Below are 24,534 nucleotides of genomic sequence, written 5' to 3'. Positions count from 1 at the left end.
CCTACGTGCAGGTCGATCGGCACGACCCGGCTCGGTCGCGCCGCCCGAGACCGACATCGTGCCGCACCTATGCTTCGAGGGTGAATCAGCACGAGTCGCGCAACGCCCGCATCGAGCATCGCTGGCCGGCGGTGTTCGCGCTGGTCGTGGCCCTCGCACTGTACGGGGCTCTGCCGAACGATCTGCTCACGGTTCAGCGGTACGTCACGGTCGCCGTCGGCATCCTGCTGCTCATCCCGCTCATCATCATCAACCCGCGCCATTTCAACCGGCAGACCACCTGGTCGCGCGTCGTGTCGCTCGCGCTCGTCATCATCGTGGTGACCTCCAACCAGATCACGCTGATCTCCCTGGTCTTCGTGCTCATACACGGGCAGGCCGAAGGACCGTCGCTGCTGCAGTCGGCATTGCAGGTCTGGGTGGCGAATGTCATCGGCTTCGCTCTGCTCTACTGGGAGATCGATCGCGGAGGACCGGTCATCCGAACGATGGCGAAGCGCTCCGAACTCCCGCGTGCCGACTTCCGCTTCCCGCAGGACGAAGATGACGACACCATCGTCGAGGTGGCCGCCGGTTCGTCGCTGAAGTCGGACTGGACGGCGAGCTTCGTCGACTACTTCTACTTCTCGCTGGCCAACTCGATGGCGTTCAGCGCGACCGACACCATGCCGCTCACCGCACGGGCCAAGCTGCTCATGTCGTTGGAGTCGTTCGGCGGGTTCGTCATCCTCGCACTCGTCATTGCGCGGGCCGTCAGCCTCATCGGCTGACCGACGCGATCTCAGGATCCCGGCGGGCGAGACCTGGCGAAGCGGGAAACGGTCACGAGCTGTGCCACCGCCAGAATGGCGGAGATTCCGAGGTAGACGCCGCCGATCGAACTCAGGAACACGGGACCTGTCGCGGCCAGGGCGGCGATCGGTATCCAGGTCGCCCACCACGCCCACCACTCCAGCCGGCGATACGGGATCAGCAGCACGAGGACGCTCAACGCCTGCAACGCCGCGAAGGCGATGAACATCATCTGCTCATCATCCGTCGACGCGAACGCGAAGGCGCCGACCAGGTGGTTGAGGGCGAGCAGTGCCGTCGCACCGACCAGCATCCACCAGCCGATCCAGAAGAATACCCGGCGCCATGCGTCGGACGGAGCTCGCGGATCCCCGCTCATGCGCTCATGGTAGCCCGGCACCGCGGACCGTGACAGGGCGGCGCTGCCGCAGGGCACGTGGGCGATCCAGAATGATCACATGACCTCGGATGCACCCGGTCGACCGTGGACGCCCACGGACCTGGCCCAACAGGCCAGGCCACCCGAGCTGGAGATCGCCGCGCCGCGCGCCAGCGGCGAACCTGGCCGCTGGACACCGATCGGGGTCGTCGCCGTAAAGGGAGCACTCCCGACGTCGAAGAGCGAGCGCGCGGGCGGCTCGGGGCGCTAGAGAGCAGATGCGCGGTCAGAACACGAACTCCTCCTGGTGCAGCCGGCGTCGTGGCAAACCGGCGGCGAGCAGTGCTTCCTGCGCCGCAGCAGCGAATCGCGGCGACGCGCACATGTAGACATCGCGCTCGGTCATGTCGGGCACCAGCCGCAGCAGGTTCGCGGGGGTCATCGCGTTGGCCGGTTCGGATGACGACCCGACCAGATAGATGAGCTCGGCGTCGCGCTCGGCGGCTATGGCCTCGAGCTCGTCGCGGAACACCAGCTCTGCGGTGGTGGAGGCGCGGTAGAGGAGGGTCAGCGTCCCGTCGCCTCGGTGGACCGTCTCGAAGAGCGATCGCATCGGGGTGATGCCGACCCCGCCGGCGATGAGCAGGATGCCGGCGCGCCGCCGTCGTCGCTCGGTCATCGCCCCGTACGGCCCTTCCGCCGACACGCGCACGCCCGGGCGCAGCTGGTGCAGCAGGGCGGTCCCATCACCGACGGACTTGACCGTGAGACGGAGGAAATCCTGGGACGGGGGTGCCGAGAGCGAGAAAGGATGCGCGGCCGGCCACGTCGCACGGGTGAGGAACCTCCAGCGGAAGAACTGTCCGGACTCTGCGCGCAGCTCGTCGAGGTGGCACCCGCGCACGATGATGCTGACCACGTCCTTGCCCTCAGGCACGATGCTGACCACCCGCATCCGGTGTCGCCACAGCTGCAGGAGCGGCGCGAGCACGCGGTACCTCAGGAGCAGGGCGAAGCTGAGGGTGTAGAGACAGCCCCAGGCCATCTGCGCGGCGGGCCGACCGGCGAGGTCGGGTCCTGCCAGCTCGTGCGAGAACGACAGGGCGATGGCGAGATACGTCGTCAGGTGGAGCGCGTGCCAGACCTCGTATCGCAGCCGCCGTCGCGCGGCTCGCGCCGACACCGCTCCGACCCCGAGCAGGAGGAACGTCGCCACCGTCGCCTCCACCAATCCGGGCATGACCAGCACCTCACCCACCGACGCTCCGAACGATATGCCGCGGGCGATCGCCCAAGCGGCTGTCGCACCGACGGCGTGGACCACGATCGCGATGATCGCGACGCGTCCGAGCACCCCGTGCCAGCGAGCCATCTGATCAGCACCGATGCCGCGCTCGAGGAAGGGCGCGCGCGACATCAGCAGCACCAGCACCGTCACGGCGAACCCGCCCTCGAGCCCGCAGAGACGTGCGACCAGAGAGATATCCAGCCGCACGGGCCTCGTTGCGTCGAACACCGCGAGCATCGCCGCACCGACCGCCCCCGCCACGACGAGCACCAGGAACAGCCTCGAGAACACCGCACTGGCATCCGGGCCCGGCAGAGCCGCACCGCGGATCGAGGCGGACTTCGCCGAGCTCATGGACGTGTGTCGAGGATGGACGGGCGGCGAGCGTCGGATGCCGCGATCGGCGGCGTCTCGTCGATGTTCTCCGCGATGGCGGGTGGTCGCACCGGCGATGTGGTCGGGGCGTGCACGCCGAGCATCAGGCCTCCCAGCAGCGCCGACGCCAGCAATCCGCTGGTGACGAGCTGGTGAAGCGCGCTCCATCGGCGACGCGACGCGTGGTCGCGCCGCCGAGCGAGGCTCGGCGCGCCAACGGCCCGTGCGGGAGCGGTGTCGAGGACGATCGTCATGGCTGCGATTTCGGAGAGCGGTCGAACAGGAGGGAGGGCGCCGGGGCTGCCTACGTCTACAAAGGAGCCGTGACGAACCGAGCAGATACCTGAACACAAAGAGTTGCGCTCGCGCCCCGGATCGGGTCTCGCTGCGCGCGGCCCCACACCCTTGACGCGCAATCGGCCGCACCGCCACGATGGACCGGGGGCGTTCGACGATCGATCAGCCCTGCCGAGGTGCTACTCCGCTGTGAGCTGGAGGCTTCCATGGTTCGACGCCGCGCGCCACACCCAAGCGACGCCATCTCTCGCCATCGATGGCGCGTGCCCGTCGCGCTCGCCGTGGGGATCGCGCTCGCCCTGTCGGCGCCGGTGGCGGCATCCGGTGCGAAGCAGCCATCGACCACCGGTGCGCCGGGAATCGGCGACGACTACTACCCGCTCTCGGGCAACGGCGGGTACGACGTCAAGCACTATGGTCTCGACATCGCGTACGCGCCCGCCGACGACAAGCTCACCGGGCTCGCCGTCATCACCGCGAAGGCGACTCAGGCACTGTCGTCGTTCGACCTGGACCTCGAGGGACTCACCGTGAAGTCCGTGACCGTCAACGGGAAGAGCGCGCGGTGGACAAGGTCGGCAGGCGAGCTCAAGATCACGCCGAAGAACAAGCTTCGCAAGAACCTGCCGTTCATCACCAGGGTCCGCTACTCGGGAGTGCCGCAGACGATCGACGACAACCTGGGGATCTCCGGCTTCATCCACACGGACGACGGCGCCGTCGTCGCGGGGCAGCCGATGGTGGCCGCGACGTGGTTTCCCGTGAACGACCATCCCGCGGATAAGGCCCTCTACTCCGTGCGCATCACGGTGCCGAAGGGCGTCGAGGCCCTGTCGAACGGGCGGCTCGTGTCCAAGCGCGACTTCGGCAGCAAGTCCGTGTGGCTGTGGAACACCGATGAGCCGATGGCGAGCTACCTCGCGACCGCGACCATCGGCCAGTTCGACATCGATGCCTACCGGGCTGCCGGCATCCGATACTGGGACGCGATCGATCCCGACCTGCTCGTCCCGAAGATGGCTGCGCGCACCGGCACGGACTTCGCGTACTCCGGTCAGGCGGATGACTCGTACAAGCGGCTGCAGCGCACACTGACCGTTGATCCGGATGATGCGGAGCTGTCGTTCTGGATCAACCGCGACACCGAGCAGGGCTGGGACTTCGCGTTCCTCGAGGTGCTTCCCGAAGACGGGGTCTGGCGGACGATTCCCGACGAGGGCGGAATCCTCGAGCAGGACGCCGGAGACTCGGGATGCGCCCCGCTGCTGGAGGAGCATCCGTTCCTCGCGCACTACCTGACCGAGGGCGACGCGGGACCGTGCGCCGCCGACTCCTTCTGGGCGACATCCGGCTCGAGCGACGGCTGGGAGAAGTGGGTCTTCGACCTGTCGGCGTACGCGGGACAGCAGGTCGAGGTCTCGATCAGCTACTTCAGCGACTACGTCTTCCAGTGGGATGGCGTCTCGATCGACGACATCGAGGCACCGGGCGGTGTCGGATCGACGTCGTTCGAAGACGACGGCGACGCGCTCGACGGCTGGACGGTTCCCGGCGCTCCGGAGGGGAGCGCGGGCAACGAGACCGACTGGACGGTGGGCTCCGACGGGCCCCCGACGCTCGGTGAGACCGCTGCCGCATCGCTCGCACGCCAGCCCGAGATCGTGGAGTTCCTCGAGGGCTATTTCGGCGACTATCCGTTCGATGAGCTGGGCGGCATCGTCGACGACTTCGACGGTCTCGGCTTCGCGCTCGAGAACCAGACGAGGCCGATCTATTCGAAGAGATTCTTCACCGGCCAGGCCGAGGGCGACTCGGTCGTCGTGCATGAGATCGCCCACCAGTGGTTCGGCGACAGCGTCGCGCTCGAGCGCTGGAAGGACATCTGGCTGAACGAGGGCTTCGCCACCTACGCCGAGTGGCTATGGAGCGAACATGAGGGCTTCGCCACGACGCAGAACTACTTCGACTACTTCTACAACGACGCTCGGCCTGAGGACGACCCGTTCTGGAACGTCGTGATCGGTGACCCGGGACCGGATGCGCTGTTCGACAACGCTGTGTACGAGCGGGGTGCGATGACACTGCATGCGCTGCGCACCACGATCGGCGATGATGCGTTCTTCGAGCTGCTGCCGGCATGGCATGCCGCACACGCGAACGGCAACGCCACCACGGCGGAGTTCGTCGCGCTCGCCGAAGACCTGTCGGGGCAGGACCTCGGTGCGTTCTTCGAGACGTGGCTGTACACGGGGGAGCGGCCGGCGGACGCGGATGCGGATGCGGGTGCGCGGTCGTTCGGCAGCGAGAGCACGCCGAAGCTGCTCCTGCCGCACGGGCAAGACGACTGAAGTCTCCCGATTCGCCGAACCCACGCGATCCGACCCAGCCCACCCGTTTCGCGCGCACGGATCAGAGGGGTTGGGTCGGATCGAATGGGTTCGGTGAGGTGCGGGTCGCGATGCCGAGCGCGCGGATGAGGTACAGCAGGTGCGAGCGGATGTCGATCGTGTCGTCGTACATCCGCTGGATCTGAAGGCCGTCCCAGCTGGCGAACAGCAGCGCTGCGATGGCGATCGGATCGGCATCCTGCGCGATCTGCCCGTCCGACTGCAGGCGTGAGAGCGCGTCGCTGACGACCAGACGGATCGCTTCGTACCGCGCCCGGAGGAACTCGTGCGCGACGTGGTCCGGCTCCGTCGCCTCACCGGTGACTCGCAGCGAGAGCCGGGTCATGCCGGGGGACGCGACCTCTTCATCGACTGCCGCCAGGATGCGGTCCACGATGTTCTCGGCGAAGTCCCGATTCTCGGCATCCACCTCGATCGCGATCAGCTCGTCGCGGTGGCGAAGGATCTCGAGGAAGAGCGCGTCCTTCGAGCCGAAGTAGTGCAGCAGCCCGTTCTGGCTGAGGCCGACGGCATCCGCGAGATGCTTCACGGTGGCGCTGCTGTAGCCATCGCGCGCGATCACCTCGAGCGCGACATCCAGGATCTCGGCGCGCTTCGCCTTTCCTTTCGCGTACGGACCACGTGCTGCCATAAAACAGCATGTTATGCGCTTTTGGACTTGCGCGCATCGAATCCCGCATGTCATGCTGTTTTCAACGCACCGCGCGAAGGCAGATCCCGCCCTCGCGGGAGCACCAGAGCACTGACATCACCGACGATGGGAAATCACATGAGCGACACTGTGGCCGCCGAACCGAAGCCGAAGGGCAACGTCATCCTCGAGCCGGCGGAGCCGGGAACCTCGTCGATCTACATCAAGGGCCCGGCCTCGCGCTCGTACCTGACGTGGTTCACCATCTTGACGATCGCGATCACCTCGGTGTGGGGTGCGGTCACCGGCATCCTGCTGCCGAACCACGTGCAGCTCCTCGAGATGGGCAACTGGTTCACCGGCGCAGACGCAAGCATCGACCTGCAGCAGCTGACTCTGCTGCAGCAGTCCATCGATGCCGGCACTGCGACTGCCACCGCGGAGCAGGCGCGCCAGCTCGACCTGCTCAGCGGATTCAATGCAGCCCGCGCCCAGTCGCTCGCGATGATCAGCACGATCGGGGTCATCCTCACGATGCTCATCCAGCCGGTCGTCGGCGTGTTCGCCGACCGCACCCGCAGCCGGTGGGGCCGGCGTGCTCCCTGGATCCTGTTCGGGACGGTCGTCGGTTCGCTCTTGCTGGTGCTGCTGCGCTTCGCGCCCTCGATCGCCGTGCTGGCGATCGTGTTCATGCTCGCCCAGGCCGTGCTGAACACGGCATCCGGTCCCCTCGCGACCACGGTCGCCGACCGGATGCCCGAGAACCGGCGTGGCACCGCTTCGGCCCTCGGTGGGTTCGGCAACTTCTTCGGAGGCCTGCTCGGCGGTCTGCTGGCTGGCGCGCTCTTCGCGACGATCGGGCTCGACTTCTACTTCATCATCGCCGCGTTCGTCGCCTTCTCGGGCGTGATGTTCGTGCTGTTCGCCCGTGACCGCTCGTCGAAGGACCTCGAGGTCGCGCCCTTCAACTGGAAGGAGTTCTTGGTCAGCTTCACGATCGCCCTCCGGTCGCGCAACTTCCGGTGGGTGTGGGTCGCCCGCATCCTGCTGACGTTCGGCTACACCGTCTCGACGGCGCTCAGCCTCTACATGCTGCAGAGTTACGTACGCCCTGCTCTCAGTCAGGCCGAGGCGACCGCCCTCGCACCGCTGCTCCTGCTCGCGGGCGTGCCCGTCACGATCCTCGCGGTGCTCGTCGCAGGCAAGCTGTCCGACAAGCTCGGCAAGCGCCGCATCTTCGTCATCGTCGCCTCCGTCCTCATGGCGCTCTCGATGGTCATCCCGATCGTGATGCCGACCGTGCCCGGCCTCTTCATCCAGGCGATCGTCGGCGGCATCGCCTTCGGCATCTACCTGCCCGTCGACCAGGCGCTCTTCATCGACGTCCTCCCCGACAAGCGCGCGGCGGGCCGCGACCTCGGTGTCGCCGGGCTCGGCTCGAACTTCGGCCAGGCTCTCGGCCCGATCCTGGCGAGCACGGTCGTCGCGGTCACCGGCGGCTACGTCGGCATCTGGATCGCGGCGGCAATTCTCGTGATCCTCGGCGCGGTCGCCATCCTCCCCCTGAAGGGCGTCAAATGAGCATCGAACAGACCATCACCGACCTGACCGAGGTCGAGTGGGCCTTCGACGAGGCCGACGTGCTGTTCGTCGAGCCGTACGTCGACGTGGACGAGTGGCGCGATGCGCCGGCGCGGCACCGGTACGTCCACGGCGGGTTCCGCGGCACCGATACGCGCTTCTCGTTCTACTATCCGGAGGCCGAGGTCTACGGGGGTCGCTTCTTCCAGCACGTCACGCCTGTCCCGCAGAGCGAGAACCTCGCTCAGGAGGATCTCGGCGAGTTCAACAAGGCCGCCTTCTCGGTCGACAGCGGCGCGTACTTCGTCGAGACGAACGGCGGGGGTCCGGATGCCGCGAATCCCATGTCCGGCATCGACCCGACCATCGGCGCGTTCCGGGCGAACGCCGCGGTCGCGCGCTTCTCGCGCGCCGTCGCCACCGAGCTGTACGGCGATGGTCGCCCATACGGCTACCTCTTCGGCGGGAGCGGCGGCGCGTACCGCACGATCGGCTCGTCCGAGAACACCGAGGGCGTGTGGGACGGATTCGTCCCGTACGTTCCGGGCAGCCCGATGGCGATGCCGAACGTCTTCAGCGTGCGCATGCACGCGCAGCGCATCCTGCGCGACGTCTTCCCCGCGATCGTCGACGCCTACGACGTCGGGGGAGACCCGGCATCTCTCGACCTGACGCCCGAACAGCGCGCTGCGCTCGACGAGGTCACAGCCATGGGCTTCCCGCCCCGGTCGTGGTTCGGGTGGCGCACCATGGGCATGCACGCGTTCAGCGTGCTGTACCCCGGCGTGATGTACATGGATCCGACCTACGCCGAGGACTTCTGGAATGTCGAGGGATACCTCGGCGCCGACCCTGCGGCATCCGTCCACCGCGACCGCGTGCAGCTGACGACGACCATCGCCGAGCTGATCGCCGAGACCTCGACGGCCGGCGGCGACCTCGTGGCCGGCGGGGTCGACGAGTCGTTCCTGCACACGGCCTCCGCATCGCAGCTGGTCTCGGGACTGAGGCTCGCGGACATGCCTCGCGGGTGGATCCTCGGTGCGCAGCTCGCGGTGGGTTCGGGCGCGGCGGCGGGCGCCGTCATCCGTCTCTCGGGTGTCGAGGGCGACGTCGCGATCGTCGAGGCGGGTCAGGATGATGCGCTCGCCGGCCTGGCCGCCGGCGACGAGGTCGTGCTCGACAACTCGGGGTTCCTGGCGGCGCAGACGTATCACCGGCACCAGGTGCCCGGTGCCGAGTACCCGGTGTGGGACCAGTTCCGTGATGCGGACGGCGCACCGACGCTGCCGCAGCGGCCGATGCTGCTCGGCCCGCTGATGACGCAGGGCGCTTCCGGAACCGTGCCATCCGGGCGGATCACGGGCAAGACGATCGTCGTCGCCTGCCTGCTGGATCGCGAGGCGTTCCCGTGGCAGGCGGACTGGTACCGGTCGCGGGTCGTCGAACAGCTCGGGGATGCGGCATCCGATCGATTCCGGCTCTGGTACGTCGACAACGCCCTGCACGGCGACGACGACCCGCAGGAGTTCCCGGCCCGGAGCGTCGCGTACGTCGGGGCGCTGGAGACCGCGCTGCGCCAGCTCGCAGCCTGGGTCGAGGACGGCGTCGAGCCCTCACCGAGCACGTCGTACGAGATCGTGGACGGACAGGTGGTCGTTCCAGCGGGTGCCCATGAGCGGCAGGGCGTTCAGCCGGTCGCAACGTTCACGGTGAACGGCTCGGCGAGTGCGAGCGTGGGTGTGGGTGACGTCGTGACGGTGAGGGTCGAGGCCGTAGCTCCCGGTGACGGCGTGATCGTCGAGATCCTCGAGGTCGAGACGGATGCCGTCGGCACCGAGAGTCTCGGTGACTCTCTTGCCTTCGTCCCGGCCGGTCGTGTCGCGGTCGAGCGGTCGCGGGTGTTCGACGAGCCGGGCACGTACTTCCTGGCCGTGCGCGTCGCGTCGCAGACCGCAGGTGACGCGGCCGACCCGCATGCCCGGGTGCGCAACCTCGTGAGGGCACGGATTACAGTCACGGCCTGAGTCTTCCATCGTCGAACCCACTCGATCCGATCCAGCCCACTCGTTCTGTGGCCGCGGATCGGATGGGCCGGGTCCGTTCGAGTGGGTCGGCGTCGGCGGGTCGGATACGTACGAGGGGCACATGGCGAGCAGGGGCGGGTTGCGGACACGCGTTACAGTCGCACCATGAACCAAGTCCGGTGGGTTGTCACGACAGAAGAGTCTCCCTGGCAGGCCCTGGACGGACCCGATGTGACCGGCGTGGCTGTCATGCCTGACGTGTTCGTCGGCGTGGACGATCCGAAGCAGGTCATCGAGGGCTTCGGCGCGAGCTTCAACGAGCTCGGCTGGACGTCGCTCGGGTTGCTCGATGACGGGCAGCGTGCCGAAATCCTGCGCGAGTTCTTCAGCCCCGGAGTGGGAGCGGGACTGTCGCTCTGCCGGATGCCGGTCGGCGCCAACGACTTCTCACGCGACTGGTACTCGTATGACGAGGTTGCCGGCGACTTCGACCTCGAGCACTTCGACATCGCCAACGACCTCGAGACGCTGGTGCCCTTCATCCGCGCGGCGCAGACCGAGCAGCCCGACCTGCGTCTGTGGGCGTCGCCGTGGAGTCCGCCGACATGGATGAAGCGCAACGGCCACTATGCGGGCGCCCTGCCTCACCAGTTCATGGGCGGCGTCGAGAACGGTCTGCAGCCGGAGCAGGTCGGTGAGGAGGGCACCGACATGTTCATTCTCGAAGAGCCCTACCTGCGCGCGTACGCCCGGTACTTCGGACGTTTCATCGACGCGTACCGTGAGCTCGGCATCCCGATCGGCATGGTGATGCCGCAGAACGAGTTCAACTCCCCACAGATCTTCCCCAGCTGCACCTGGACGCCGGAGGGCTTCATCCAGCTGCTCCGCCATCTCGGACCCGAGATGCAGCAGCGAGACGTCGAGATCTTCCTCGGCACCCTCGAGCGCGGCGACGACCGACTTCTCGGAGACGTGCTCGCTGACCCAGACGCCGCGGGTCACGTCTCGGGCCTCGGCGTACAGTGGGAGGGCAAGCGCGCGGTCACCGCCCTTCACCGCCTGCATCCCGATCTTCGGATCTATCAGACCGAGCAGGAGTGCGGCGACGGCAAGAACGACTGGCGGCATGCGCGCCATGCGTGGCGGCTCATGCGGCAGTTCTTCGGCAGCGGCGCGACCGCGTACATGTACTGGAACTTCTCACTGCTCGAGGGCGGCCGAAGCCGGTGGGGCTGGACGCAGAACTCACTGGTCGTCGTCGATCGCGACTCGGCGACTTTCGCGTACACGCACGAGTATCAGCTGCTCAAGCATGTGAGCGCGTTCGTGCAGACCGGCGCGAGATACATCGAGACGCTCAGCTACAGCGGATACGACAACCAGCTCGCGTTCGTCAATCCGGACGGCTCGATCGTGATCGTCATCCAGAATGACATGGCGAGCGAGATGACCGTCAACCTCATGCTCGGCGACCGGATGATCTCACCCACGCTGCCTGCGGACTCCTTCAGCACGCTCGTCATTCCGGCTGCCGCGTAGCCGCGGGCGGCAACGCCTCGCGGGTCAATGCTCGTCGTGCTCGAGATCGATGTCGCCGGTGAGCGCCGCGACCGGAACGGTGCACGCGTCGCCGCGCCACGCCTCGAGGCCCTCGCGGACGGCGAATCCGGCGATCACGAGCGCGGCGATCGAGTCCGCCCATGCCCAGCCGAGCAGTGCGTTGAGCACCAGTCCGGCGAGCAATGCGGCGGAGAGGTAAGCGCAGATGAGCGTCTGCTTGGAGTCGGCGACAGCGGATGCCGAGCCGAGCTCACGACCGGCTCGGCGTTCGAGCCAGCTGACCACCGGCATCACGATCAGGCTGGCGACGGCGAGCGCGATGCCGATCGGGCTCGGCTGCGCCTCGCGCACGCCGAACAGTGAGAGCGCGGCATCCACCGTCACGTATCCGGCGAGCGCGAAGAACGAGAACGCGATGACCCGAAGCGCGGTCTTCTCCCTCGACTCCGGGTCGGGCGAGGCGAACTGCCAGGCGACGGCGGCGGCCGAGAGCACCTCGACGGCGGAGTCCAGTCCGAACCCGATCAGCGCGGCGGACGATGCGGCCCCGCCCGCGATGAGCGCGATGACGCCCTCGACCACGTTGTAGGCGATCGTGAACGCGACGATCCAGCGGATGCGGCGGCGCAGGACGCCGACGCGCGTCGGATCCAGCGCGACGCTCATGGCTGCATCACTTCGGAGCGCGATTCGCGGGTGCCCAGGATCGCATCCCACAGCGCGTCGGCGACCTCGCGCTTCGACCCGCTCGGCGACGCGATGATGTCATCGTTCGCGTCGATGATGACGAGCGCGTTGTCTGCGGACTCGAACCCCTTCGACCAGCCGACCTCGTTGACGGCGAGCAGGTCGACGCCCTTGCGCCGGCGCTTGCGGCGTCCGCGTTCGTGGAGTTCGTCGGCATCCGCCGCGGTCTCGGCGGCGAAGCCGACGATGGTCTGGCCTCCGGCGCGCTCCGCCACGAGCGCGGCGAGGATGTCTTCCGTCTCGACCAGTTCGAGCGTCACGGTGTCGCCGCCCGCGTCTTCTTTGCGGCGCTTCAGGTCGGCGACCTCGGCAACACGGTAGTCGGCGACCGCGGCCGCCATGACGACGACGTCGACAGCGGATGCCGCGGCCCGCGTGGCCGCGGAGAGTTCGGCCGCAGTGGCGACGGTCGAGATCGCGATGCGCGGATGACCGACGGCCTGGCCGAGCACGCCATCGTCGACATGGGCGACGATGAGCGTGACGTCGGCACCCCGATCCGCCGCGGCGACCGCGACCGCGACACCCTGCCTGCCACTCGAGCGGTTGCCGATGAACCGCACCGGGTCGATCGGCTCGCGCGTGCCTCCCGCGGTGACCACAGTCCGGATGCCGCGCAGATCGTCCCGAACCGCCACGACCGCCAGGGCGAGCTCGACGATGAGCTCGGGCTCGCTCATGCGACCTGGTCCGCTGTCGCCGCCGGTGAGTGGTCCGTCCGCTGGTCCGATCACGTGGACGCCTCGGCTTCGGAGCGTTGCGATGTTCTGGATCGTCGCGGGATGCCGCCACATCTCGGTGTGCATCGCCGGTGCCACGACGACGGGTGAGGTGGTGGCGAGCAGGGTCGTGCCGAGCAGGTCCTCGGCGATCCCGGCGGTCATCTTCGCGAGGAAGTCCGCAGTCGCGGGAGCGACGATGACGAGATCGGCACGTCGGCCGAGGGCGACATGCCGCACCTCGGCGACGTCGGCGAACACGGATGTCGAGACCGGGTTGCGGCTGATGGCTTCCCACGTCGGCAGTCCGACGAAGCGGAGCGCGGCATCCGTCGGCACCACATGGACGTCATGACCACCGAGCACGAGCAGCCGCACGAGGTGCACCGACTTGTAGGCGGCGATCCCGCCGGTGACTCCCACGACGACGAACACAGCCCGATTCTTCCACGCGCCCGCGATGCGCGGTCGCCGGGCGGTTCGGCAGGCTCAGCGACCGGGTGGGGTGTCGAGCATCGGTCCCTGAGCTTGTCGAAGGGTCGCTGCGTGCGTGGTCGGGCGCTTCGACGCGCTCAGCGACCGGGCTCGCGGCGGACAGTAGGCTGGGGGAGCGGTCGCGGGGCCCTGCGCGATCGGCGATCGAGGAGCGTCTCCGCCCATGTGCACCGTCATCATCCACGTCGGCGAGCGGCAGTCCGACCCGATCCGCGTGCTGGCGATCCGCGATGAGGATCCCGCTCGGCCGTGGAACCCGCTCGGTCCGTGGTGGCCCGACACGCACGAGGGCGTCATCGGGGTCCGCGACGCTCGTGCCGGCGGCGCGTGGCTGGCTGCGGATCCGGCGACGCATCGCCTGGCCGTGCTGCTCAACCGCGAAGACCTGTCGGATCGGGCCGAGGAAGAGCTCCGGTCGCGTGGGTCGATCGTGCTCGCCTCCGTCGCAGGCACCTCGCCCGGCGAAGCGCCGCAGACCCACGGGTTCAATCTCGTGGAGGTCGTGCCGGAGGGCGCCCGCGTGACGACGTGGGACGGCATCCGCGCACACGTCGAGTCGCTCGCCCCGGGCACCCACATGATCGCGCACCACGACGTCGACGACCTCGAGACGCCGCGCATCGCGCATTGGCTGGAAGAGTTCCGCCGCACGCCCCTCGGAGATCCCGGGGCGTCTCACTGGTGGGAGCCGTGGATGGCGATCCTTGCTCGCAGCGGTGAGCTGCCACCGACCGACGACCGCGCGATCGTCCGGGACAACCGACTGCTGGGCTATCCCACCCTGTCGACTCTGATCTGCGTCGCGTCGCTGTCAGCCACGACGCTCGACGTGCACTACGGCGAGTTCGAGCATCCCGGGCGGTGGAACAGCGTGTCACTGACCTAGCGGCCGCAGCCGCGGTTGGTTCGGCGTCCCAGTGGGGCCGGACGCTTCGACAGGCTCAGCGACCGGCAGGCTCAGCGACCGGCAGGCTCAGCGACCGGCAGGCTCAGCGACCGGCCGGCCGACAGGCTCAGCGACCGCGCCGCGGCCGTCACGTGTCCGCGAGCAGGGCGATGCCGTCGATCACGGCTTGGTGCGTCTTCGATGACCCGAGCAGACGGAAATGCCCGAACGCCGGCACCTGCATGTTCGTCGCGCCCTCGAGTGCGCTGCCGTCCGGGATGTGGGGATCGTAGGCGCCGGAGATCGACACGATGCGGCCGTTCACCGACGTCTCCCGCCCGAGCATGACGATCGTCTCATTGTCGGGCAGGAAGGCACGGATGCTGGGGTCGGCCACCATGAACCGGGCACGCCGCGATCCGGCGAACGGCGTGCAGACGGTGACGAGCCCGCGCAGGCCGAGAGGAGACGCATCGGATGTCGCGGCATCCGGAGCAGACGCGCTCGCCGCTGCATCGCCGGCGTCACCACCCGCTCTGGCCTCGATGGCTGCCGCCACCGCCGCACCGGAGGCGACGAGCAGGTGCTTGCCGATGAGCCCGCCCTTGCTGTGGGCGACGAGCACACGTCCGGCCGGTCGCGCGGCGGATGACGCCAGTGTGCGCGCGAGTCGCTCGGACGTCTCGGCCACGTCGCGACGATTGATTCCGAGCCCGTGGATGACGCTCACCCGATGCCCCGCCTTGCTCAGAGAGTCGCCGAGCGGCCGCAGGAAGGTCCAGTGCTCGTACACACCGGGCAGCAGGACGACCTCGGGGAGGGATTCGGAGCCACTGTTCCACGCGGAGGGAACCGGGCGACTGCGTCCGATCGCCCACGGCGCCTGGAGGATCGCCGCCTGCCGCCGCGCCGCGTAAAGGTAGTCCGACGCCCACCACAGTGCCCGACGGAGCCGCGACGGCCGCGGCGCATCGTCGGCGGCTGATGCACCCGCGGCGGATGGCGTCATGCGCGCAGTCTACGAGCCCGGCTCAGCGGGCGCGGACGGTGTTGTTGCGCGCGTCGTGAGTGAGTTCGACGAGACCGAGCTCTTCGAGAAGCGGTGGAAGATACATCCCGAACCGACCCCGATAGCCCTTGCGCAGGCCGTACCAGCCGCCGACCGGATTCGCCTCATCCCGTCCCCATGCCTCGACGGTTCCCTCGGCCGCGGGCTTCTGCTCGTCGGCGGCGCCGAGCGGCACCCAATCGCCCTGGGCTCGCAACCAGGCGGCGAGGTCGTCGATCGCGCTCAGGTGGTACTTCAGGGTCGTCGAGCCCACCTGGCACACCAGCGCGGGCGGGTCTGCTGTCTCGTCCCGGTACATCGTGTAGGCGCTGGTTCCCGGTGCGGTCTTCAGCTGCCACGGATCGTCTCGGGTTCCGCTGCCTGGCATGTCGTCCTCCTCGTGCGCCTGCTGACGCGAGTCTGCGCCGCCATCCGGCCCTGCGCAAGGTGCCTTCCGACGTGCGATCGAGTGCCGGGGTTCTCGTTACGCGAACCGGTCGGTGGTGTGGGCGCGCAGCACCCGCTCGACGACGGGGAGGGTCGTGTCGATCGAAGGCTGCTGCTGCGTGATGCAATGGATGCCGCCGCCCCGCGCCAGGATCGGACGCGCATCGATCGTCACCACCTCGCGGTCGTAGGCATCGGCGAGGATGCCGGCGGCCCGCCCGTCGGCATCGGGCTCGCCGTACCCGCAGGCGATCACGCCGCCGTTCACGACGAGGTGGTTGGCGTAGTTCCAGTCGACGTATCCCTCGTCGTCCTGGAGGGTGGTCGGCGCCGGAAGGTCGATGAACTCGAAGGGGCGGCCCGCGGCATCCGTCGCCTGTTCGAGCACCGCCCGGATCTGTCGCACTACCGCATAGTCGGGGTGCGACGCGTCGTCCTGCCAGTGCTGCAGGATGACGCCCGGGCGCGCGAACGACGCCACCATGTCGACGTGACCCCGCGTGCCCGCCGACTCGTAGTCGCGGGTGAGTCCGCGCGGCAGCCAGATCACGTTCGTCGCGTGGAGGGTGCGCTTCAGCTCCCACTCGACACGCTCCTTCGTGGCATAGGGGTTGCGCCGCGGGTCGAGCTGGACGGTCTCGGTGACCAGCACCGTGCCCTCGCCGTCGACGTGGATCGCACCGCCCTCGTTGACGAGCGTGGACGGCAGATGAACGGCACTCGCCGACTCTGCGACGAAGCCGGCGATGCGGTCGTCGCGCTCCCACGTCGCCCAGGCGTTCGCGCCCCAGCCGTTGAAGGTCCAGTCGATCGCGCCCAGCGCGCCGTCGTCGCCGATCACGAAGGTCGGCCCGATGTCGCGCATCCAGTAATCGTCGAGCGGCGCCTCGAGCAGTTCGATCTCGCCCGACAGGCGTCGGCGGGCTTCGGCGAGCGCCGACGGATCGACGACCATCGTCACCGGCTCGAACCCCGCCACGGCGTTCGCGACCGCGGCCCAGGCATTGCGCGCCTCGTCGGCGGACTCGGCGTCGTCGCCGAGCGTGTTGCCCACGCGCGGGAAGGCCATCCACACACGGTCCTGCGGCGCCCACTCCGCCGGCATCGTCCAGGTCATCGTCATCTGCTCCTTCGCTGCCGGCATCCTGCGCTTCATCGAGCAGTTGGGCCTCGACACCGATCATGGCGCAGATGGCGGCCCGAGTCAGCGTCAGGCCAAGATAGACCCATGCCCCAGATCCCCACCGTGACCCTCAACGACGGAACCAGCTTTGCCGAACTCGGCCTCGGTACCTACAACCTCCGCGGCGAAGACGGCATCGCCGCCATCGTCGCAGCGATCGAGTCGGGCTATCGCCTGCTCGACACCGCGGTCAACTACGAGAACGAACGCGAGGTCGGCGAGGCGGTGCGACGCAGCGGACTCGATCGCGACGCGCTGCTCGTGACCTCGAAGATCCCCGGTCGCCATCACGGATACAACGAGGCGATCGCGAGCATCGAGGGCTCGCTGGCGACGCTCGGACTCGACCGCATCGACCTCCAGCTCATCCACTGGCCGAACCCCAGCGTGGGCAAGTACGTCGACACCTGGCGCGGAATGATCGAGGCGCGCGAGCGGGGTCTCGTACGCTCGATCGGCGTCTCGAACTTCACCGAGGCGATGCTGACCGAGCTCGCCGATGAGACGGGCGTCACCCCCGCGGTCAACCAGGTGGAGCTTCATCCGTACTTCCCGCAGGACGCACTTCGTGCCTTCCATACTGCGCACGGCATCCGCACCGAGAGCTGGAGCCCGCTGGCACGACGCAGCGAGCTGCTGACCGAGCAGATCCTGATCGAGCTCGCCGAGATCCATGCCGTCACGCCGACCCAGATCGTGCTGCGCTGGCATGTCGAGATCGGCAGCACGCCGATCCCGAAGTCCGCCGATGTCGAGCGGCAGCGTGAGAACGCCGATGTGTTCGGGTTCTCGCTCACCGACGAGCAGGTCGTCGCGATCTCGGCGCTCGAGCGCGGACGCCTGTGGGGCGGCGACCCGAACACCCACGAGGAGATGTAGGGGCCTCGGACCCCTTCACCGGTTACGGACGGGACACGCCGTACTGCGCACGCGCGAAACGGCGTGTCGCGTCCGTAACCGGTGGGGGGCGGGGAGCTCCCGCGATACGCGTCGGCCGGGCGGGCTACCGTGGAGGCCATGGCATCCACCCCGTTCGACTCTCTCGAGGACTACATCTCCCTACCGCGCATCGAGGCGCTGGCGCTCTCTCCCGACGGCGGCCGGGCCGTGCTGACCGTGGCTGTTCTGAAGAAGGACGGCACGGCGTATGGACGGTCGCTGTGGTCCGTCCCCGCAGACGGCTCCGGTGCGCCGAAGCGGCTGACCCGATCGGCCAAGGGCGAAGCGGGTGCGGCGTTCACCGCGAGCGGCGACATCCTGTTCGTGTCCGCACGACCGGATGCCGACGGTGAGGCCGACGACGAGTCCGGTCAGCTGTGGCTGCTCCCGGCAGCGGGTGGCGAAGCACGCCCGGTGACGCGACTGGCCGGTGGCGCGGGGCAGATCGCCGCGACAGCAGACGCGAGCGATCGCATCGTGATCGGCGCGGACCTCCTGCCGGGAGCCGACTCGCTCGAGGCCGACGCGAAGCTCCGCAAGCTCCGCAAGGACAAGAAGGTCTCCGCGATCCTCCACGACGCGTATCCGGTGCGGTTCTGGGATCACGACCTGGGCCCCGCCGAGTCGCACCTGCTCGCGATCGATGTCGACGCCCTCGAAGACACCATCGCCGCGGTCGTCGCAGAAGCGGATGCCGCGCGCACCGATGCCGAGTCGGCCGATGACCCCGGTCTGGCTGCCGATGCCGACGCGGCAGCGGTCGAGGATGCCGGCAAGCCCTACCCCTCGACTCTGCCGAGGCCTCGCGACCTCACCCCCACGCCCCGGCGAACCGTTGACCCCGACCAGGTCGCACTGTCGCCGGACGGCAGCACGGTGATCGCGTCCGTACGCGTCAGCGAACAGCGCGACGGGAGGTATGCGCTGGTCGCTGTCGATGTCGAGAGCGGTACGCAGACGTTCCTCCTCGACGAGGATGAGGTCGACTTCGAGGCGCCCGCGATCAGCCACGACGGGTCGCGCATCGCGTACATTCGTACCCCGCGCAGCACTCCGGAAGGCCCCGCCGACTCGGAGCTCTGGACCGCGGGGATCGATGGCGCCGGTCCGCGTCGGCTCGCCACCGGCTGGGATCGGTGGGCCACGGCGCTCACCTTCGACCATGACGACGACGCCCTCGTCGCGACAGCGGACTCGGACGGCCGCGGGCCCATCTTCCGCGTGCCGCTCGACGGCTCGGCGCCGGAGCAGCTGACCCACGATGACTTCGCGTACTCGCACGTCCGTGTCGATCGCAGCACCGGCGACCTCGTCGCGCTGCGCTCGTCATGGATCGCGCCATCCCACCCGGTGCGGGTCGCCCGCGACGGCACGGTGACACCGCTGGCGAGTCCGGCGGCCCTGCCCGCCGTGCCGGGGTCGATCACCGAGGTCGAGACCACTGCCGAGGACGGCGCCCGGGTTCGGGCGTGGCTGCTGCTCCCCGAAGGAGCATCGGATGCCGCGCCCGCCCCGTTCCTCCTCTGGATCCACGGGGGTCCACTGGCCAGCTGGAACGCATGGAGCTGGCGGTGGAACCCGCTGCTCGCGGTCGCGCGCGGCTATGCCGTGCTGCTGCCTGATCCGGCACTCTCGACGGGCTACGGCCTGGACTTCATCGCGCGCGGGTGGAACAGCTGGGGCGGAACGCCGTACACCGACCTGATGTCCATCACCGACGCTGTGGTCGCGCGGCCGGACATCGATGAAACCCGCACGGCCGCGATGGGCGGATCGTTCGGCGGGTACATGGCGAACTGGGTGGCGGGACACACCGATCGCTTCCGCGCGATCGTCACGCATGCGAGCCTGTGGGCGCTCGACCAGTTCGCCGGAACCACCGACAGTTCGGTCTACTGGCAGCGGATCTTCACGGCCGAGGCGATGGAGGAGCACTCACCACACCGGTTCGTGCGCGACATCCGCACCCCGTTGCTGGTCATCCACGGTGATCGGGACTACCGAGTGCCGATCGGCGAGAGCCTGCGGCTGTGGTCGGAGCTCGCCGAGCACCATGCCGAGGCCGATGGCTCGACGGTGCACCGGTTCCTCTACTTTCCGGACGAGAACCACTGGGTGCTGAAGCCGCAGCACGCCATCGTCTGGTACCAGACGGTCTTCGCATTCCTCGACGAGCATGTACACGGGAAGGACTGGGAGCGGCCGGAGCTTCTCGGGTAGCCGGCCGGGCTCTCAATCGCCGGTTGACTCCCGACGGATCGTTCGGGCTCGGGCATCCCGGTGAGCATCGCTGAGCAGGTCGAGCAGGGTGCCGTTCGCCTTCTCGCCCGGGCTGACGACGGCGATCCACCCGAGCGAGCCGTAGACCGGATGCGGCATGAACGTGTCCGGCGTCGCGAAGTCGGTCCACTCGAAGGTGCGCGGGTCCTGACCGGTCAGTTCGTGGAAAACCCTCCGTCCGACATGGACGTTGACCCTCCAGCGGTCATCGCCGTCGAGTTGCGACTGCGTGTCGTCGGGATAGTCCTTCGTCACGATCGTCGCGAACGGCTGCACGTTCTGTGGCACCTCGCCATCGGGCGCATAGTAGAAGAAGTAGTCGCCCCACGCGATCTCGGGAAAGCCGCTGCTCTCGTCTGGCGCCAGCACCAGCGTCCCCTCGAACGACCGGATGGTGTCGACGATCTGCTCGATGCTCATGAATCCAGTCTCGGTCCGCTAGCGGGCCTCATGCCAGAGGTCAGCGGTCGGGGAGGGCGTCCAGCCACTCCGCGAAGGTCTGCGTGCCGAGTGTCGCGCCGGGTGCCGGCAACAGCGCCCCGTTGCGCTGCGCGCGGCCGAGCGCACCCGGCAGCGAGACCTCCGGCATCCAGCCCCGGTGGCCGATCGCGCGGGCGTAGGCGCGCACCATGGCGGCGAGGCTCTCTTCGCGCGGCCCGGCGAGTTCGGAGACTCGGCCACCCGGTCCGGACTCTGCGAGCGTCACCAGATGCTCGGCGACTTCGCGGACCGCGATCGGCTGGATGCGGGCGCGCGGCGCGGCGTGCAGCGGTCCCGCCCTCGCGATCTCGTACATGAGTGCGGCGAACTCGTGGAACTGGGTAGACCGCAGGATCGTCCAGGGCACCGCGCTCGCTTCGATCGCCCGCTCCTGCGAGAGCTTTCCGGCGTAATAGCCCTCGGAGACGGCATCGGCCCCCACGATCGTGAGGGCGATGTGATGCGTGACGCCCGCGCGCTGTCCGGAAGAGAGCATGTTCCGGGTCGCGCCCGCGAAGAACGAGACAGAGACATCCGTCTTCATGCTGTTGACGTTCGACACGTCGATGATCGTGTCGGCGCCCACGAGCGCCTGCGGCAGGCCGGCACCGCTCACGAGGTCTACGCCGCCATGGCGGGACAGGGGGATCGCCTCGTGTCCGCGACGACGCGCGATCTCGACGACGTGTGTGCCGGTGAGTCCCGTGCCCCCCGCTACTGCGATCCTCACGCGTTCTCCCCGGTCGTCTTGTGCACTTCCATCATGCGCGGTTCCCGCGCTCGTGGTCGCGGGGGACCGTGATCTGTCCGGTCGCGAGCTCGGCCGGCTCGGGCAGGGCTGATCCGGGTGGACTGGGCTCCACATCCGGTGCCGCGAGCGTGGCGATGACCACGCCCGTCAGTGCGATCGCACCGCCGATGGCTTTGACCGGGTCGAAGGCCTCGCCCAGGAGCAGGGCGAAACCGTACCCGAGCGCCGGGATCGCGGCTGTCGCGACGCCGGAGACCGCGGCGGGCAGCCGCTCGGCGCCGTAGTTGAACAGCACGAGCGTCGGCGCCGTCACCACGAGCGCGAGCACCAGAATGCTGACGAGCCCGCGAGCGTCGCCAGGAGCCTCGATGGCGCCGGTGAGCGCCTCCCATGCGAGCCACGGCAGCATGATCAGCGTGCCCCACACGCCGGTCGCCGTGGCGAGCACGAGGGCATCGGGGGAGCCGGTGCGGCCGGCATCCTTCCGCAGCAGCACGGTGTAGAGCGCGTATGAGGCGAGTGCCACGATGTTCAGGAGCACGCCGACATCCACCCGGAATCCGGATGCCGCCACCAGCGCCACGCCCAACGTCGCGAGCGACAGCCCGACCCACGTGCGGCCCGTCAGCCGCTCGTGGATCAGGGCAACTGCGGCGCCTGCGGTCAGTACGGGAAGGAACGCGGCGGTGAGCGCGGCCGTGCCCGGCGTGGTGAACAGCAGGCCGATGTTCGCGAACGAGTAGTAGAGCGTGACGCCGGTGAGCCCGAGAAGAATCGTGCGCGGCTCACGGAGGGTGCGAACGAATCGCGGTCGGCGTATCGCGAGCGGGATGAGGACGATCAGCGCGATCGCGAAGCGGCTGATCGAAACCACCGCGGGCGATGCCGTCTCGAGTGCCCACCCGGAGAGCACGTACGCCGCCGACCACAGCACGACCGAGATCCCGATCGCGGAAAGCGGAAGCCAGCGGTGGGACACGGGGAGCCAGTCTAGGGGACCCCTGGTCGGGCGCGCACAGGTCGCCCCCGCCCGCCGTCAGGCGGCGTGATGGATTTGGCAATCGCTGCCCGGAGACAGGATCTCCTGGTGTCCGTCGTCGTATCGGACGACAAGCAGTGCCTCATCGCCGTCACCCCGGACCTCGATGACCTCGCCGGAGTGGTCCGGCATTCCCACCGATCGCCCGTGGATGGTGACGCGGTCGCCTACGCTCGCTCGCATCTCGATCACCTCCTGGCGCTCACGATACGACTCGATCAGGCTCGCCGCCAGATCGTGCGGTGCTACAGCTGGGCTCCATCGTCGTCGCGGTTCTCGAGACCGACGTTGCGGCCGCGCCACGACTCGTAGGCGAGCAGCCAGCCCATCGAGACGGCGGCGGCCAACACGATCCCGAGCCATACATTGCCCCAGATCAATCCGAAGATGATGCCGGCGGCGAACATGAGTACGGTTCCGGCAGCCCAGCCCGAGTGCCCGCGGGTCCAGCGCTTGCGCGACGAGGTCATGACCCGAGCCTACGGCGTGACGATTCGCTGAGCGCCCCCATCCGTCGTCCTGCGGTGCGCGACGAGAGCCGGGCGCACCTGTGAAGCATCGGCGCCGCAGACCGCGCGCCGGGCGAGGCGGCGTCAGCCCTGTTGCGCGTTGACCGCGAGCATCCAATCGATGCCGAAGCGGTCGGTCAGCATGCCGAACTTGCCGCCCCAAGGCGGGGTGTCGAAGGGCATCGTGACGGTACCGCCTTCCCCGAGCTTGTCCCAGTAGCCCTGCAACGACGCCTCATCGTCACCGCTGACCGATACGGAAATGCCTGCGGGAGCCACATACTCCATGTGATTCGGTGTGTCGGCGCCCATGAGCACGAAGCCGTCGGGCGTCTCGAGCTGTGCGTGCATCACCAGGTTCTGCTCTGCCGCATCCTGGACCATGCCCGGATACTCGCCGAACGTGCTGATCACCAGCTCGCCGCCGAACACGCCCCGGTAGAACTCCATGGCGTCCCGGGCATCGCTTTTGAAAGAGAGATAGGGGTTGAGGCTGGGCATATCGCGCTCCTGCAATCGGATTCGAAGGTAGGATGCCGCGTCCGGCCGCGTGGCGCGTCCAGTGTCGCGCGGGCCCCCGACATCCGCAAGATCTGTCCGTGATGAGCGTCGAACGCTCGTACCGCGTCAGCGCTCTCGATGATCCTCGGGGTGCAGACGGGGCCCGCGCCTAGGTTCGCGAGGGGCGTTGCTGAGTCCGATGAGCCGTATGACCCGCTGCCGCTGACCCGCCCACGGGGCGAGCAGTCGCAGCATCCCGTCATCGTCGGTGCGCCGGCCGGTGAGGGCGTAGCCGACCTCATGGGCGAGGTGGTAGTCGCCCACGCTCACCGCATCGGCGTCGCCGAGTGCGCGGATGCGGGTCTCGGCGGCCGTCCAGACGCCCACCCCGTGCAGACTCGTGAGGATCCGGTCGCGCCCCGGTCCGTCCGCCGCAGCGGCGACGGCATGCGCGATCGCTGCGCCGCGTCGCGCGGATTCAACGACAGTGCGCGCCTGCGGCGGTTCGAGGCCCGCGCGGTGCCACGCCCACGACGGAACGTGCCGCCAGCCTTCGATCGATGGCGGAGCGAACATCGGCCGGGGCGTCGGTCCTGGCGCGCGCTCGCCGAACCAGGTGACGATGCGCCGCCATGCGCCGAATGCCTGCATGCCGGTGACCTTCTGCTCGAAGATCGAGCTCGCGAGGGCGTCGAACACGAGGTCCGTGCGACTGAGCCGCAGACCGGGATTGCGGCGGTGCGCTTCGGCGATGATCGGATGCGGCGAACCGTCGAATTCCGCGACCGTGTCATCGAGCGCTCCGCACAGGGCCGGCAGCTGTTCGAGCGCCCACTCCGCACCAGGGCCCCAGGCCGCACCGCGGATGACTCCGGGCGTCTCGCGCACCGCGAGGGTTGCGATGCCATCGGGCGTGCGGCTGGCGCGCCAGATCACGGTGCCCGACGTGGTCATGGTGGGGTCGCCTGCGCCGCGGCGCTGGTAGAGCAGCGTACGGCCGAGGTCGAGCGGGTGCCGCGGCCGGTACTCGGTCTCGATCGGCCGACCATGGTCGGGTCGCGGGTCGCGGACGCCCGATGCCACCTCTGCCTCGGCGGTCGGCATCCGCCGGATGCGCGAGAGCGAGGTCGTCATGCGCTCACCCTACGCGCCTGGTTCCGACATCCGCC

25 protein-coding genes are annotated in these 24,534 nt (G+C 68.7%); 9 read left to right on the top strand and 16 right to left on the bottom strand.

The annotated features are described in order from the left end of the window. The first annotated feature begins 80 nt into the window (after nt 1-80). Entirely contained in the window at nt 81-770 is a 690-nt protein-coding gene (locus ABD188_RS19565) for a hypothetical protein (RefSeq protein WP_344066411.1), read from the top strand. An 11-nt stretch (nt 771-781) separates the two neighbouring features. Here the strand turns inward: ABD188_RS19565 and ABD188_RS19560 are convergent, their stop codons facing one another. Next, entirely contained in the window at nt 782-1,171 is a 390-nt protein-coding gene (locus tag ABD188_RS19560; RefSeq protein WP_344066408.1) for a hypothetical protein, read from the bottom strand. Between the two features lie 79 nt (nt 1,172-1,250). Between ABD188_RS19560 and ABD188_RS19555 the strand changes: the two genes are divergently transcribed. Next, nucleotides 1,251-1,442 carry a hypothetical protein gene (locus tag ABD188_RS19555; RefSeq protein WP_344066405.1) on the top strand — a complete coding sequence of 64 codons (192 nt, stop codon included), beginning with the start codon at nt 1,251-1,253 and terminating at the stop codon, nt 1,440-1,442. A 15-nt stretch (nt 1,443-1,457) separates the two neighbouring features. On the opposite strand, the gene ABD188_RS19550 is transcribed toward ABD188_RS19555, so the two are convergent. After that, on the bottom strand, nt 1,458-2,813 hold the full coding sequence (locus ABD188_RS19550; protein WP_344066402.1) for a ferredoxin reductase family protein: 1,356 nt from the start codon (nt 2,811-2,813) through the stop codon (nt 1,458-1,460). Further along, on the bottom strand, nt 2,810-3,088 hold the full coding sequence (locus tag ABD188_RS19545; protein ID WP_344066398.1) for a hypothetical protein: 279 nt from the start codon (nt 3,086-3,088) through the stop codon (nt 2,810-2,812). The genes ABD188_RS19550 and ABD188_RS19545 overlap by 4 nt, the downstream gene beginning before the upstream one ends. A gap of 306 nt (nt 3,089-3,394) precedes the next feature. On the opposite strand from ABD188_RS19545, the gene ABD188_RS19540 reads away from it, so the two are divergent. Further along, a complete protein-coding gene (locus ABD188_RS19540; protein ID WP_344066395.1) occupies nt 3,395-5,479 on the top strand; it encodes a M1 family metallopeptidase in 2,085 nt (694 codons plus the stop codon). Between the two features lie 61 nt (nt 5,480-5,540). Here the strand turns inward: ABD188_RS19540 and ABD188_RS19535 are convergent, their stop codons facing one another. Further along, complete coding sequence (locus ABD188_RS19535) at nt 5,541-6,170, bottom strand: TetR/AcrR family transcriptional regulator (RefSeq protein WP_344066392.1); 630 nt, start codon at nt 6,168-6,170, stop codon at nt 5,541-5,543. 138 nt (nt 6,171-6,308) lie between these two features. Between ABD188_RS19535 and ABD188_RS19530 the strand changes: the two genes are divergently transcribed. The 3 genes from ABD188_RS19530 to ABD188_RS19520 all read left to right on the top strand — a co-directional run bounded on the left by ABD188_RS19530 (nt 6,309) and on the right by ABD188_RS19520 (nt 11,320). Beyond that, nucleotides 6,309-7,751, top strand: a complete 1,443-nt coding sequence (locus ABD188_RS19530; protein WP_344066390.1) for an MFS transporter — start codon at nt 6,309-6,311, stop codon at nt 7,749-7,751. Next, entirely contained in the window at nt 7,748-9,778 is a 2,031-nt protein-coding gene (locus ABD188_RS19525) for a hypothetical protein (RefSeq protein ID WP_344066387.1), read from the top strand. Before ABD188_RS19530 ends, ABD188_RS19525 begins: the two co-directional genes overlap by 4 nt. 165 nt (nt 9,779-9,943) lie before the next feature. Further along, the gene (locus tag ABD188_RS19520) at nt 9,944-11,320 is read left to right on the top strand and encodes a glycoside hydrolase family 30 protein (RefSeq protein WP_344066384.1); all 1,377 of its coding nucleotides are present in this window, start codon (nt 9,944-9,946) and stop codon (nt 11,318-11,320) included. A gap of 24 nt (nt 11,321-11,344) precedes the next feature. Here the strand turns inward: ABD188_RS19520 and ABD188_RS19515 are convergent, their stop codons facing one another. Together ABD188_RS19515 and coaBC are read right to left on the bottom strand one after the other, a co-directional pair. Then, nucleotides 11,345-12,007: a cation efflux transmembrane domain-containing protein gene (locus ABD188_RS19515; protein WP_344066381.1), complete on the bottom strand. Its 663-nt coding sequence runs from the start codon at nt 12,005-12,007 to the stop codon at nt 11,345-11,347. Beyond that, the gene (gene coaBC, locus ABD188_RS19510; protein WP_344066378.1) at nt 12,004-13,242 is read right to left on the bottom strand and encodes a bifunctional phosphopantothenoylcysteine decarboxylase/phosphopantothenate--cysteine ligase CoaBC; all 1,239 of its coding nucleotides are present in this window, start codon (nt 13,240-13,242) and stop codon (nt 12,004-12,006) included. Before coaBC ends, ABD188_RS19515 begins: the two co-directional genes overlap by 4 nt. A gap of 223 nt (nt 13,243-13,465) precedes the next feature. Between coaBC and ABD188_RS19505 the strand changes: the two genes are divergently transcribed. After that, the gene (locus ABD188_RS19505) at nt 13,466-14,188 is read left to right on the top strand and encodes an NRDE family protein (protein ID WP_344066375.1); all 723 of its coding nucleotides are present in this window, start codon (nt 13,466-13,468) and stop codon (nt 14,186-14,188) included. A 148-nt stretch (nt 14,189-14,336) separates the two neighbouring features. Here the strand turns inward: ABD188_RS19505 and ABD188_RS19500 are convergent, their stop codons facing one another. From ABD188_RS19500 to ABD188_RS19490, 3 genes are all read right to left on the bottom strand, one after another. Continuing rightward, nucleotides 14,337-15,197, bottom strand: coding sequence for an esterase/lipase family protein (locus tag ABD188_RS19500; RefSeq protein ID WP_344066372.1), 861 nt, complete (start codon nt 15,195-15,197; stop codon nt 14,337-14,339). Nucleotides 15,198-15,219: 22 nt separating this feature from the next. Next, on the bottom strand, nt 15,220-15,624 hold the full coding sequence (locus tag ABD188_RS19495) for a DUF6855 family protein (RefSeq protein ID WP_344066369.1): 405 nt from the start codon (nt 15,622-15,624) through the stop codon (nt 15,220-15,222). Between the two features lie 96 nt (nt 15,625-15,720). Then, entirely contained in the window at nt 15,721-16,800 is a 1,080-nt protein-coding gene (locus ABD188_RS19490; protein WP_344067262.1) for an agmatine deiminase family protein, read from the bottom strand. Between the two features lie 111 nt (nt 16,801-16,911). Here ABD188_RS19490 and ABD188_RS19485 point away from each other — a divergent pair, with 111 nt between their 5' ends. Continuing rightward, nucleotides 16,912-17,745, top strand: a complete 834-nt coding sequence (locus ABD188_RS19485; protein ID WP_344066366.1) for an aldo/keto reductase — start codon at nt 16,912-16,914, stop codon at nt 17,743-17,745. A 138-nt stretch (nt 17,746-17,883) separates the two neighbouring features. Next, nucleotides 17,884-20,025: a S9 family peptidase gene (locus tag ABD188_RS19480; protein WP_344066363.1), complete on the top strand. Its 2,142-nt coding sequence runs from the start codon at nt 17,884-17,886 to the stop codon at nt 20,023-20,025. 12 nt (nt 20,026-20,037) lie between these two features. Here the strand turns inward: ABD188_RS19480 and ABD188_RS19475 are convergent, their stop codons facing one another. The 7 genes from ABD188_RS19475 to ABD188_RS19445 all read right to left on the bottom strand — a co-directional run bounded on the left by ABD188_RS19475 (nt 20,038) and on the right by ABD188_RS19445 (nt 24,499). After that, on the bottom strand, nt 20,038-20,505 hold the full coding sequence (locus ABD188_RS19475; protein WP_344066360.1) for a DUF6194 family protein: 468 nt from the start codon (nt 20,503-20,505) through the stop codon (nt 20,038-20,040). A gap of 40 nt (nt 20,506-20,545) precedes the next feature. Beyond that, a complete protein-coding gene (locus ABD188_RS19470) occupies nt 20,546-21,295 on the bottom strand; it encodes an SDR family oxidoreductase (protein ID WP_344066357.1) in 750 nt (249 codons plus the stop codon). A gap of 31 nt (nt 21,296-21,326) precedes the next feature. Then, entirely contained in the window at nt 21,327-22,295 is a 969-nt protein-coding gene (locus ABD188_RS19465) for a DMT family transporter (RefSeq protein WP_344066354.1), read from the bottom strand. Nucleotides 22,296-22,352: 57 nt separating this feature from the next. After that, nucleotides 22,353-22,538, bottom strand: coding sequence for a DUF1918 domain-containing protein (locus tag ABD188_RS19460; RefSeq protein ID WP_344066351.1), 186 nt, complete (start codon nt 22,536-22,538; stop codon nt 22,353-22,355). Between the two features lie 62 nt (nt 22,539-22,600). Next, nucleotides 22,601-22,825: a hypothetical protein gene (locus ABD188_RS19455; RefSeq protein WP_344066348.1), complete on the bottom strand. Its 225-nt coding sequence runs from the start codon at nt 22,823-22,825 to the stop codon at nt 22,601-22,603. 123 nt (nt 22,826-22,948) lie between these two features. Then, entirely contained in the window at nt 22,949-23,365 is a 417-nt protein-coding gene (locus tag ABD188_RS19450; protein WP_344066345.1) for a VOC family protein, read from the bottom strand. Between the two features lie 126 nt (nt 23,366-23,491). Beyond that, nucleotides 23,492-24,499, bottom strand: a complete 1,008-nt coding sequence (locus tag ABD188_RS19445; RefSeq protein WP_344066342.1) for a DNA-3-methyladenine glycosylase family protein — start codon at nt 24,497-24,499, stop codon at nt 23,492-23,494. Between the last annotated feature and the right edge of the window lie 35 nt (nt 24,500-24,534).

Source organism: Microbacterium pumilum (assembly GCF_039530225.1).
Classification (GTDB): Bacteria; Actinomycetota; Actinomycetes; order Actinomycetales; family Microbacteriaceae; genus Microbacterium; species Microbacterium pumilum.
Note: the sequence above shows the minus strand (reverse complement) of the source record. Positions and strands in the feature narration are given on the sequence as shown.